Source organism: Mesorhizobium sp. WSM4307, from assembly GCF_007003945.1.
In the GTDB taxonomy this organism is placed as follows: Bacteria; Pseudomonadota; Alphaproteobacteria; order Rhizobiales; family Rhizobiaceae; genus Mesorhizobium.
The window spans coordinates 76536-86078 of the sequence record NZ_VFTB01000021.1; the positions used below are offsets into that span (position 1 = coordinate 76536).

Here is a 9543-nt window from a genome sequence, read left to right on the forward strand (position 1 = left end):
CGTGGGCATTGGAAAACCTGCCCGGTGCCGCCACAGCCATTACACTCGAGGACCGGTGACCGGACCAGATAGGACCTCGTCCTGAACCTGACGCTCGCGCCCAAAACTCACCCCCAAAATGGTTGCACCGGACATGCCTGTACATTAGCCCAAGCTAACAATATCACGTCGCGGGTTACGGACAAGTTTCGGGATCGCTATTTGTTGGTGAAAGCTGGCGCCAAGTGCCAAACGCGTTGGCTGGGTTCAACCGCCTGGCAGCACCATAAATAGGAACGCCGACGCGGCCGGTCGCGATCGCATCCAGCGGCCCCATACCATCAGCAGGCAAACCGAAATAATCTGATTTCACTGGCGCGGACGGCCGAGGCACTCCACATCTGAGCAATCTTGCCTCCATGATTCCGCGCAATCGTGGGACCGGGCAATGACAACGGGGGTTGGCAATGACTGACACGCAAGGCAATTCGAACCGTGCCCTCCAGCACGGGGCCGTGGGCTCGCGCTCGATCGGCAGCGGCATCGTCGCGCTGGCCATCGTGCTGGCGCTGATCGGTGCCGTCATGGGGTCCTGGTACACGATCGACCAGGGTGACCGCGGCGTGCTGTTGACCAATGGCGCGTTGAGTTCGGTCGTCGATCCGGGCCTGCATTTCAAACTGCCGTGGTTGCAGAGGGTCGAGAAGATCAGCCTGCGCCAGCAGGTGTTGAAATGGGGCTGCGAGAACCAGAGCGATTGCGGCAATCTGCCGGCCATGCAGGCCTATTCGCGTGACCAGCAGCCGGCCGACATGCGCGTCACCGTCAATTTCCACGTGCCGGCGGCCGAGGTCTCGAACGTCTACACCAATTACGGGTCGATCGAGGCGCTGGCCGACCGGGTCATCGCCCGCAAGGCGCCGCAGGAGATCAAGACGGTGTTTGGCCAGTACGACGCCGTGTCGGTGATCCAGAACCGCGCCAAGTTCAACAAGGATGTCGCCGACGCCATCTCGTCGGTGACCGACGGCCCAGTGATGATCGACAGCGTCCAGGTCGAGAACATCGACTTTTCCGACGCCTATGAGCAGGCGGTCGAGGCGCGGATGACGGCGCAGGTGGAAGTGCAGAAGCAGGAACAGAACCTGCAGCAGGAAAAGATCAAGGCCGACATCGCGGTCACCCAGGCCAAGGGCCGTGCCGACAGCGTCAAGGCGGAAGCCGAAGCCAGCGCCTACAAGACCAAGATCGAAGGCGAGGCGACGGCCGAAGCGATCAAGGCGCGCGCCGCAGCGCTCGCCAACAATCCGCTGCTGGTCGAACTGACCAAGGCCGAAAAATGGGACGGGCAGTTGCCGAAGTCGATGATCCCCGGCTCGACGGTGCCGTTCCTCGAACTCAGCACGCCGGCGCCGGTGGCGAACTGAGGTCCAAGCGAGGCAACGAAGAAACCAATGATGATCCCGAACGGGCTTCGGAAGGGATCATGCTCTTGGTTCAAAAAGTTCGACCACGTTGCCGGACGGGTCCTCGCAAAGGATCTGGCGACCGCCGGGGCCATCGACGATCTCGTTGCGGAACGGCACGCCGGCATCGCGCATCCGGGCGGCGAGCGCCGGCAGGTCCTGCACCTCGATGACGATGCGGTTCCAGCCGCCGGGCTGCGGCGTGCGGCCATCCGGCATCGGTCTCGCCGCCGACGCCATCGGGCCGGCGAGCCAGAACGTCAGGTCGTCGCGCTTCAGGATGGCCATCGCCGGGCCGAACTGCTGCCGCAGCGCGAACCCCAGATGGCTGGTGTAAAATTCTATCGCCAACTCGACATCGCTGACGAGATACCGGACCGTCGCCATTGCTGGCTCTCCTCACAAACTGATCGAGCCCCCCTTGCGAGGGTAGCTTTCGGGGCAGGTCGCGGCAAGGTTTCAGGCCCGGCGACTGCGCCCGTCCGTCAGCGCCGGACCGGCGCCGGCGTTCGTTGCGGCCGCGCTTGGGGACAAAAATTCAGGCCGGTGTCGGAACCGCACGGCGTCGCTCGTCCTTGGGTCGATATCCATTGCAACCCTGGAGAGACAAAATGCCGGACATCACTCAATCGCCGTGGCAGACCGCGGCCCTTCTCATCGCCCGCCTGGTCTTCGCCGCCATGTTCCTGATGGGGGTGGTCTTCAAGTTCATGGACATGGGCGCCACCGCCGGCTACATCGCCGCCGCCGGCTTCCCGTTTCCGCTGTTTCTGGCGTGGTGCGCCGCGATCCTCGAGACGCTGCTGGTGATAGCCTTCCTGACCGGCGCCCTGCTGACCCCGGCGGCGCTGGTCGCGGCAGTCTATGTCACCTTCCTCGGCTTTGCCTTCCACGGCCCGTCGCACTGGGCCTCGAACCAGGCCGAGTTCGGCGCCTTCATGTCGCATTTTCCGTTCGCCGCCGGCCTGCTCTTCGCCGCCGTCCACGGGCCGGGACGGACGCTGGCGCTGAACCTTGGCTGGCCGGGCAAGGCTTGAGACGAGCTACAAGATCGGAGGAGTTCGCCGTTTGCGTGAAACGGTGAACTGCCCGGGCCTCACAGCTGATCGTTATAGGGCTCCTTCATCTGGCCGACCATGCGGGCCAGTTTCGAAAAGGACGGCATGTCCGCCTCCGGCTGGCACTGGTTGGCGAGTTCCAGCAGCCGGATCGGGAAGTTGACGGCGTCGCGGCTCGACGCCGACATGCCGTTGGATCGCTCCTCGCCGGTTTCGCTGGCCTCGGCCTTGCGCAGCGCGATGTCGATCTCCTCCGATGTCAGCACCCCCTTGCGAACCAGGACGTGGTTGATCGAGGCGACGGCCATGAGCAGGCCTTCGAGTTGCAGATTGGCGACGTTCATGGGGTTCCCTCCATTGACCAAAGGGGAAACGCGCCAGCGGCCTTTCCGATCCGAAGCCAGCCGCGGACGCGTCAGATCCTGTCGGAGAACAGCACGACCACCAGCAGCAGGATCGCCGCCGCTGTCCCTGGAGGCCGCCAGGCCCAGCCGCGCGAGCATGGCCAGACCGGCAACACGCCGACCAGGACCAGCATGACGGTGATGATGGTGAAGGCGCCGGCCATACCAATCCGCCGGATGCGGGCACCGGCTAGCCCTTCCGCTTCCGCTTCAGATAATCACCCAGCGGAATGTCCGGCGACTTGGTCTTCCACGGCGTCGATGCCTTAAAGTCGGCCGCCTGAAGTTTCGCTTCGTCGGCGTCGCGCAGTTCGCCTGTCATGCCGGCGACGGCGATCTTGGCGCCATGGCGGCCCTGGCGATTGGACCGCGCCTTGAACAGCGGAATTGCCTTGCGCTTCGACTTGTTGTTCTCGCCATAGGCATCCCTGCCATCGCGCTCATAGGAGAGTTCCTTGTCCGCCGGCGGCGAACGCTGCCCGCGACCTTTTTGATCTCCCACGGTAACGCCCTCCGATCCCGATAGCTGACTATAGACCGAATTCTCATGTCACCGCAAAACGACCCCGATTGCTTGTGTTGCCTTGAGGTGTCCACGTGAAGCGTCCGAGGCGCCTATTCCTGCGTCAGGCGCTCGCCATATTCGCGCCACACCGCCTTGACCTCCATGCTGCCGAGGCGCGGGATCGACGGATCGCCGCAGGTGATGGCGACGGCGCTGATGTCGTAGTTGGGGTAGGCGTTGGCGACGAAGCGGATCGCGTCGCCAAGCGAGTTCACGCGGATGATCGGATCAGCCTGGCCTTGACCGGTGCTGCGCACACCGGAAACCGTGGCTGGAGCATGCCGCATCCTGAAGACGGATGCCATGGCTGGTCTGTCCATCGCCCTCTCCTGCAAGGCCGTACGACGCGAATCATTCCATGAGCTTCTTCTGATGGTCCCACAGCTGCCGGCTGATGAAAAGCCGGCTATCCGGTTCGGGTTTCGGCGACGGCGCAGAGCTTGATCGAGAAGGAGGCTTGAGAGGCTCCATGATCTAGGAATTTTTTCCTTGACCGGGTGAGGGCAGCCATGCTACATATTTGTCCATGGTGCTGATTTGCGCCAACTACCCGCCGCCGAGGCGGGTTTTGTGTTTCTGGCGCCTTGGCAGCCGCCGGCCGCCAACTTCGTATGGTGGCGGGCCGTAGGGCGCGACCTTTGCGGGAAATCCAATGACCCAACGCTACGCCACGATCATCACCGACGATGACGGCCGCGAGATCGTCAGCGCCATCGGCGCGTTCGAGGGCGCGCCGCCACGCCCGCGGTTGGGCCGGATCGAGCCGGTTGCATCGGGCGTGCTGATCGGCATGGTGCGGGATGCGGGTGGCGGCTTTGGTTTTCCCCAGGCCGGCATCGGCGGCCACGCCATGGGTCTCGTCCTGGCGCGGCTCAGGGCGCAGGCCAGCGTGGCAAAACGCGCCAGTGCGCCAAAACCTGCCGCGACCGCAAAGCCGAAGCGCGCGAAGAGGGCCAAGGTGGCGAAAAGGAAATCCCGCACCAGGAACCCGGCCAGATCGGTGCCGAAGACCGGCTTGGCTGCTTCCGCAAACGCAGCCAGCACCATGGATCAAGTCGATGGCTGACGAAGCCGCCGCCGGGCCGGCGCGCCGCATGACAAAGCCGGCAAGGCGCAAGCCCGTCGCCAAGCCTGCCTTGGCACGCAAGCCTCGCGCGACGCGGACGAAGAAGACGCTGGGCGACGATTTTCTCGCCGCCGTGCGGGCTGATTTCCGCGCGCATGGCGCCGCCGTCATCGCCGAGGTGCGGGCCGGCAAGCCGGACCAGTATCTGAAGATCGTGCTGTCGGTGTTGCCCAGGGATTTCGATGTCGCCGTCAACCATCTGGACGCCTGGAACGATGAAGAGATTCGCAGCCGTATCCGCAGCCTCGAAACCGTCCTCAGGCCGTTCCTCGCAGAACCCGCCGATATCAGCGAAGACGGAGTATCTGGCGCTGCTGGCGGAGCTTGACCGCCGCAGACGCGGCAACCAGTTGGCGGCGTACAAACCGTATCGGCGCCAGGCTGAATTTCACGCGGCGGGGGCGCTCAACCGCGAAAGGCTGTTCATGGCCGGCAACCAGCTCGGCAAGACCAGGGCCGGCGGCGCCGAATGGGCCATGCACCTGACCGGCCGTTATCCCGCGTGGTGGCGGGGCAAGGTTTTCGCCACGCCCGTGCGGCTGTGGGCCGCCGGCGTGACCGGCGAGGGCACGCGCGACAACCCGCAGCGCGTGCTGGTCGGCCCGCCACAACAGCAGGCGGCCTGGGGCACCGGCATGATCCCGGCCGACGCTATTCGTCACACCATCATGGGCCGCGGCGCGCCGGGCGCACTCGACAGTGTCGTCGTGCGCCATGGCGGCGGCGGCGACGTCCAGGCCGGCGAGAGCGTGCTGTCGTTCAAGAGTTTCGAGAAGGGCCGCGAGAAATGGCAAGGCGAGACGCTGCACGGCGTCTGGTTCGACGAGGAACCGCCGCTCGACATCTATTCCGAAGGCCTGACCCGCACCAACGCCACCGGCGGCATCACCATCGTCACCTTCACGCCGCTGCTCGGCATGAGCGATGTGGTGCTGCTGTTTCTGTCGGCGGGGGAGGTGGAGCGGATGGTGAAGGGGTGACTTCTTCCTGTGGCGGCCATTCAGACGATCGGCTTTCAAGCCGAACGCTCAAGTTCGGGTCGAAGGCGCAGGGCGAGGCGCGAGTTGCAAAGTGCAGCATTTGGGTTAGGTTGTCCGCGATGCCGTGAGTTGGGCATAAAATTGTCAGGCAGATCGTGAGGGCAAGCCCTTGATTTTCCTTTGTTCCTAACCGCAGGATTGATCTGCAAGTCTTGACCAGATAGCCGAACTGTGGACACCATAATTACTACACAGGGTCAATGTAAGGAACCGCTTGTCTTCGGCATTACTTTCAGGCAGTGTCCAACTATATCGGAGGGGTGCTTCGCTTTGTCATTCATGCTGGCCACAAAATCATGACACGGCCAGCGGGTCTCCCTGACTTTGGCAATCCGCCTCTAGATGAGGTCGTAATGGGCGTGCAATTTGTACGACACCCCGAATACAACGATCTTTTTGCATGGGAGGTTTGGAATACCTTTCGGGCTGAATTTACCCACTTTCAGGAAGCCCCTCGGCTCGATCCGGCCTTTGAGGTTTTCGGCGGCGCAGAGACGGTTTCTATGCCTGCATTTCAGTTCTCGATCTCTCAGAGCGAGCCGAGCAAGCGCTATTGGTTTATCGCCGATGACGACAGCCATCTTCTTCAGTTTCAGGATGACCGGTTCTACATGAATTGGCGGAAGCGCCATCAGAACAAATATCCTCGCTATGAGGCCATTGCCGAACAGTTCGCCAAACATCTGGAAGGGCTCCGCGGCGTGTTCCAGGCTCACGGCGCACCGATGATTATCAAGCAGGCAGAGGTTGCCTACATCAATGTCATACCTCTCGTCGAGAAGACGGCGATTGCAGACTGGCTGACCATAGTCAAGCCGAGCGTGTTGAATGTCGAGCAGCTCAATGCCACATTCAGCGAGGTGGTACTTTCGGAGGACGGTAAAAAGCCAGTTGCTCGACTTAGGTACGAGTTGGGGCTTTCAAGTTCGCGGGAGGTTAGGCGGGCAATGAGGTTGTCGCTGATCTATCGAGGTGCGCCGACTGACATCAGCACGAAAAGCATATCAGATTTTCTTGCGGCCGGCCGGCAACGGATTGTCAAAAGATTTTGTGATATAACTACGGAAGAAGCACACAAAATATGGGCGCGCAGTCAATAATGGTTTCTTCTATTTCTGTATTCTCTGGAGCGTCAGGCTTCTCGCGAGTCGCTGGCACCGAGCGCTTGTCGGCGATCGACCGCTTGATCGTGAGAGACATCGAAACACAGTGGACAAAGGTTGTGGCAGCCAAGCTCAACGATCTGGTCAAACTACCCGAGGGGTGGGACGGCTATGACGGGAAGTCCGTCGACTTTCGCATCGCGCATTTTGCCGTTCAACTTCTACAACATGTTTACGTGGAGGGCGTGCCAAGTCCTAGTCTTGTTCCTGGATCAGACGGCTCTCTACAGATCGAGTGGCACAGCAACGGGCTCGACATTGAGCTAGACATACTGGGTGTCAACCAAGTTGACTGTTTGAGACGGGATGTCGAGACCGGGGACGAGGAGGAACTCGAGCTGACGGTAGATTTTAAAGCTGTCAGGGCATGGATCGAAGATCTTGCGGGGCGGGCGTCTGATGCTGTCACCGCCGCCGCATGATGCCAATGGCAACGTCGTCCCGCATGATCATCAGAACATCGAGCCAAACGATACTCTAATTCGCCGAGTTAACCCAATCCACCATGTCGTCGATGACGACAACAGAAAATGTCGCCGGCTGTCATCGAAGCTGATGAAGCCGACCGGTGGAGGCATGTCCGTCGATCACGAGCGGAGTATCCAAGAAGACCAGAAGGATCCCGTCGAGTTTGTTCGAACCCCAGTTTACACCGGAGCTGTTGCGATCTTGGCTCTGCACGTCAGAGGGGTTGGGCTGAGAGTCGGCTATGAACCGGTGCCTGGGAACCCCTATCACTGCGAGGTCTGGGGTGCCGACCCCCGACCAGACAAATTCACCAACGCGCAAAACAAGGCTCTCTTTGTCGCCTGCGGCTGGTATATCCCACTGGACGGGGTGGAAATCATAAAGGACTAGTTTCATACGAATTGACGCGCTGGGCTGCCCTCTTTCTCTCCCATCGGATTTCTTTCAAGCCGGGAACTTGGAGACCTTAGTAGGTCCCTGCCTGACGAGGTTTCTTCTGTCCAGACGGCTGGCGCCATCCCCCTCTCCGTCGCGGCTTCGCCGCGCCACCTCTCCCCACATTCGTGGGGGCGAGGAACCCAAGATTTTCCAAGGGCACCGCAATGACCCGTCACGTCACCTTCATGACCATCGACGATGCCGCGCACTATTCGCCCGAAGAACGCGCCGCGATCATCGCGGCCTATCCCGAGCATGAGCGCGAGGCGCGGGCACGCGGCATTCCGGTGCTGGGCTCGGGCCGCATCTTTCCGGTGGCCGAGGCGCTGATCGCTTGCGAGCCGTTCCGGCTGCCGCGCTACTGGCCGCGCATCGGCGCGCTCGATTTCGGCTGGGACCATCCTTCGGCCGCCGTCGAGCTCGCCTGGGATACGGAGGCCGATGTCGTCTATGTCACAAAAACAGCGAGGGCCTCGCAGCAGACGCCGGCGATGCAGGCGCTGACCCTGAAACCCTGGGGCGAATGGCTGCCCTTCGCCTGGCCGCGCGACGGCCGCCGCGAGACGCTGGAAGGGGCGGGCGTGGCGCTGGCCAAACAATATTCAGCACACGGGCTGAACATGCTGTCGCGCCACGCGCAATTTCCGGATGGCTCCGTCTCGGTCGAGGCCGGGCTGATGGAGATGCTCGACCGCATGCAATCCGGCCGCTTCAAGGTGTTTTCGACGCTCGCCGACTGGTGGGAGGAATTCAGGCTTTTCCATCGAAAAAACGGCCAGGTGGTCAAGCTACGGGACGATTTGATGGCGGCGACACGCTATGGCGTGATGATGCTGCGCGAGGCGGTGGTCGATCCGGCGGAGTTCAAGGCGGCGCGACGGCCGGCGGGCCAGAGCGATCCGCTGGGGGCGTTTCGGTAGGGGGCAAACATTGCTTCGTCATCCCACGGCGAAGCAGGAGCGAAGCTCCGTCGCGGAGACCCTGGGATCCATTCCGTTACCTCTGCCGTGGAGTGCCGCGGAGCGAAATTCTGCATCGTTGCGGCGCTCGAGAGCCGCGGCATGGATCCCTTGGGCTGCGGAGCAGCTCCAGGGGGCTGCGCCGCGTCGCTACGCTCCTTGCTCCACCCGTGGATGACGAAAGTCCGTTCGGGACGTCTCACACACCGGCACGTCTCTCAAAACCCTTCGATCCGACAAACCGCAAAACGCGCGCCTGCCGCCGGCGTGCGATCGGTCGCGCCGCGATCGCCGGCGCCGCGCGCCTTTGTTCAAAGTCATTCGAGCAGGAAGCCGCCAATGGTCCACGTCATCCCGCTTTCCATTGGCCAGCGCCGGCTCGATACCGGCAACGCGCCGCAATACCCGCAGGGGTCGCCTATCGGCGGCGCCATGCAGGGTTTTGGCGATCACCTTTCCGCTGCTGCCGAGCGCTACCAGCAGATGAAGGACCAGCAGGAGGCGTTCGACGCCGAGCTGACGCGTCGCCGGTTCAACGGCCAGATCGCGCAGGCGGAAGACGAGGCGACGGCGAAGGCCCCGGCCGACGGTGCCGGCCTGCATGAGGCCATGTACGGCCAGGTCGATCCCTACAGCGGCCGGCTGGTCAAGACCGGCCTGTTCGACAAGCTGTTTGCCGCTGCCTTGCCAAACATGCCCGAAAGCCAGCGCGCCGCTTTCGCCCGGCAGAAGGAGGCGATGCGTCACACCGGCGGCGGCGCATGGCGGCACGGCAGCTCCAGCGGCGCAAGGACTATGAACAGGCCGAGGTCGACACGGCGCTGAAGACCAGCGCCATCGCCATCGGCAACGCCAACCCCGACGATCACGCCACCTT

The 9543-nt window shown here is 62.5% G+C and carries 15 protein-coding genes; 10 read left to right on the forward strand and 5 right to left on the reverse strand.

Annotation, left to right across the window (positions count from 1 at the left end; genetic code table 11):
- Positions 1-446: 446 nt before the first annotated feature.
- Positions 447-1406 carry a prohibitin family protein gene (locus FJV83_RS34595; RefSeq protein ID WP_095773796.1) on the forward strand — a complete coding sequence of 320 codons (960 nt, stop codon included), beginning with the start codon at positions 447-449 and terminating at the stop codon, positions 1404-1406.
- 57 nt (positions 1407-1463) lie between these two features.
- Here the strand turns inward: FJV83_RS34595 and FJV83_RS34600 are convergent, their stop codons facing one another.
- Positions 1464-1832, reverse strand: coding sequence for a VOC family protein (locus tag FJV83_RS34600; RefSeq protein ID WP_027047052.1), 369 nt, complete (start codon positions 1830-1832; stop codon positions 1464-1466).
- Between the two features lie 224 nt (positions 1833-2056).
- Between FJV83_RS34600 and FJV83_RS34605 the strand changes: the two genes are divergently transcribed.
- A complete protein-coding gene (locus FJV83_RS34605) occupies positions 2057-2482 on the forward strand; it encodes a DoxX family protein (protein ID WP_095773797.1) in 426 nt (141 codons plus the stop codon).
- A 59-nt stretch (positions 2483-2541) separates the two neighbouring features.
- Here FJV83_RS34605 and FJV83_RS34610 read toward each other — a convergent pair whose 3' ends face one another.
- From FJV83_RS34610 to FJV83_RS34625, 4 genes are all read right to left on the reverse strand, one after another.
- Positions 2542-2847 (reverse strand): hypothetical protein, encoded by a 306-nt coding sequence (locus tag FJV83_RS34610; RefSeq protein WP_010910423.1) that lies wholly within the window; start codon positions 2845-2847, stop codon positions 2542-2544.
- Between the two features lie 71 nt (positions 2848-2918).
- Positions 2919-3071, reverse strand: a complete 153-nt coding sequence (locus FJV83_RS34615) for a DUF3309 family protein (protein WP_142886694.1) — start codon at positions 3069-3071, stop codon at positions 2919-2921.
- A gap of 26 nt (positions 3072-3097) precedes the next feature.
- Positions 3098-3409, reverse strand: coding sequence for a hypothetical protein (locus FJV83_RS34620; RefSeq protein WP_142886693.1), 312 nt, complete (start codon positions 3407-3409; stop codon positions 3098-3100).
- A gap of 113 nt (positions 3410-3522) precedes the next feature.
- A complete protein-coding gene (locus tag FJV83_RS34625) occupies positions 3523-3792 on the reverse strand; it encodes a hypothetical protein (protein WP_095790724.1) in 270 nt (89 codons plus the stop codon).
- Positions 3793-4124: 332 nt separating this feature from the next.
- Here FJV83_RS34625 and FJV83_RS34630 point away from each other — a divergent pair, with 332 nt between their 5' ends.
- From FJV83_RS34630 to FJV83_RS34665, 8 genes are all read left to right on the forward strand, one after another.
- Positions 4125-4538 (forward strand): hypothetical protein, encoded by a 414-nt coding sequence (locus FJV83_RS34630; protein ID WP_142886692.1) that lies wholly within the window; start codon positions 4125-4127, stop codon positions 4536-4538.
- On the forward strand, positions 4531-4926 hold the full coding sequence (locus tag FJV83_RS34635) for a hypothetical protein (protein WP_142886691.1): 396 nt from the start codon (positions 4531-4533) through the stop codon (positions 4924-4926). The genes FJV83_RS34630 and FJV83_RS34635 overlap by 8 nt, the downstream gene beginning before the upstream one ends.
- Before the next feature lie 22 nt (positions 4927-4948).
- The gene (locus tag FJV83_RS34640) at positions 4949-5578 is read left to right on the forward strand and encodes a terminase family protein (RefSeq protein WP_246691958.1); all 630 of its coding nucleotides are present in this window, start codon (positions 4949-4951) and stop codon (positions 5576-5578) included.
- Between the two features lie 413 nt (positions 5579-5991).
- Positions 5992-6738: a TIGR04255 family protein gene (locus tag FJV83_RS34645; protein ID WP_185973436.1), complete on the forward strand. Its 747-nt coding sequence runs from the start codon at positions 5992-5994 to the stop codon at positions 6736-6738.
- Positions 6720-7223 (forward strand): hypothetical protein, encoded by a 504-nt coding sequence (locus tag FJV83_RS34650; RefSeq protein WP_185976828.1) that lies wholly within the window; start codon positions 6720-6722, stop codon positions 7221-7223. Before FJV83_RS34645 ends, FJV83_RS34650 begins: the two co-directional genes overlap by 19 nt.
- Positions 7201-7659, forward strand: coding sequence for a hypothetical protein (locus FJV83_RS34655; RefSeq protein ID WP_142886687.1), 459 nt, complete (start codon positions 7201-7203; stop codon positions 7657-7659). The genes FJV83_RS34650 and FJV83_RS34655 overlap by 23 nt, the downstream gene beginning before the upstream one ends.
- 173 nt (positions 7660-7832) lie before the next feature.
- On the forward strand, positions 7833-8627 hold the full coding sequence (locus FJV83_RS34660; RefSeq protein ID WP_281408856.1) for a terminase family protein: 795 nt from the start codon (positions 7833-7835) through the stop codon (positions 8625-8627).
- Positions 8628-9005: 378 nt separating this feature from the next.
- The gene (locus tag FJV83_RS34665) at positions 9006-9491 is read left to right on the forward strand and encodes a hypothetical protein (RefSeq protein ID WP_185973435.1); all 486 of its coding nucleotides are present in this window, start codon (positions 9006-9008) and stop codon (positions 9489-9491) included.
- Positions 9492-9543 lie beyond the last annotated feature (52 nt).

What these genes read in the sequence shown, in the direction of transcription:
- FJV83_RS34595 (WP_095773796.1), top strand. Translation starts at nt 447, where the DNA reads ATGACTGACACGCAAGGCAATTCGAACCGTGCCCTCCAGCACGGGGCC.
- FJV83_RS34600 (WP_027047052.1), bottom strand. Translation starts at nt 1,832, where the DNA reads ATGGCGACGGTCCGGTATCTCGTCAGCGATGTCGAGTTGGCGATAGAA.
- FJV83_RS34605 (WP_095773797.1), top strand. Translation starts at nt 2,057, where the DNA reads ATGCCGGACATCACTCAATCGCCGTGGCAGACCGCGGCCCTTCTCATC.
- FJV83_RS34610 (WP_010910423.1), bottom strand. Translation starts at nt 2,847, where the DNA reads ATGAACGTCGCCAATCTGCAACTCGAAGGCCTGCTCATGGCCGTCGCC.
- FJV83_RS34615 (WP_142886694.1), bottom strand. Translation starts at nt 3,071, where the DNA reads ATGGCCGGCGCCTTCACCATCATCACCGTCATGCTGGTCCTGGTCGGC.
- FJV83_RS34625 (WP_095790724.1), bottom strand. Translation starts at nt 3,792, where the DNA reads ATGGACAGACCAGCCATGGCATCCGTCTTCAGGATGCGGCATGCTCCA.
- FJV83_RS34630 (WP_142886692.1), top strand. Translation starts at nt 4,125, where the DNA reads ATGACCCAACGCTACGCCACGATCATCACCGACGATGACGGCCGCGAG.
- FJV83_RS34635 (WP_142886691.1), top strand. Translation starts at nt 4,531, where the DNA reads ATGGCTGACGAAGCCGCCGCCGGGCCGGCGCGCCGCATGACAAAGCCG.
- FJV83_RS34645 (WP_185973436.1), top strand. Translation starts at nt 5,992, where the DNA reads ATGGGCGTGCAATTTGTACGACACCCCGAATACAACGATCTTTTTGCA.
- FJV83_RS34650 (WP_185976828.1), top strand. Translation starts at nt 6,720, where the DNA reads ATGGGCGCGCAGTCAATAATGGTTTCTTCTATTTCTGTATTCTCTGGA.
- FJV83_RS34655 (WP_142886687.1), top strand. Translation starts at nt 7,201, where the DNA reads ATGCTGTCACCGCCGCCGCATGATGCCAATGGCAACGTCGTCCCGCAT.
- FJV83_RS34665 (WP_185973435.1), top strand. Translation starts at nt 9,006, where the DNA reads ATGGTCCACGTCATCCCGCTTTCCATTGGCCAGCGCCGGCTCGATACC.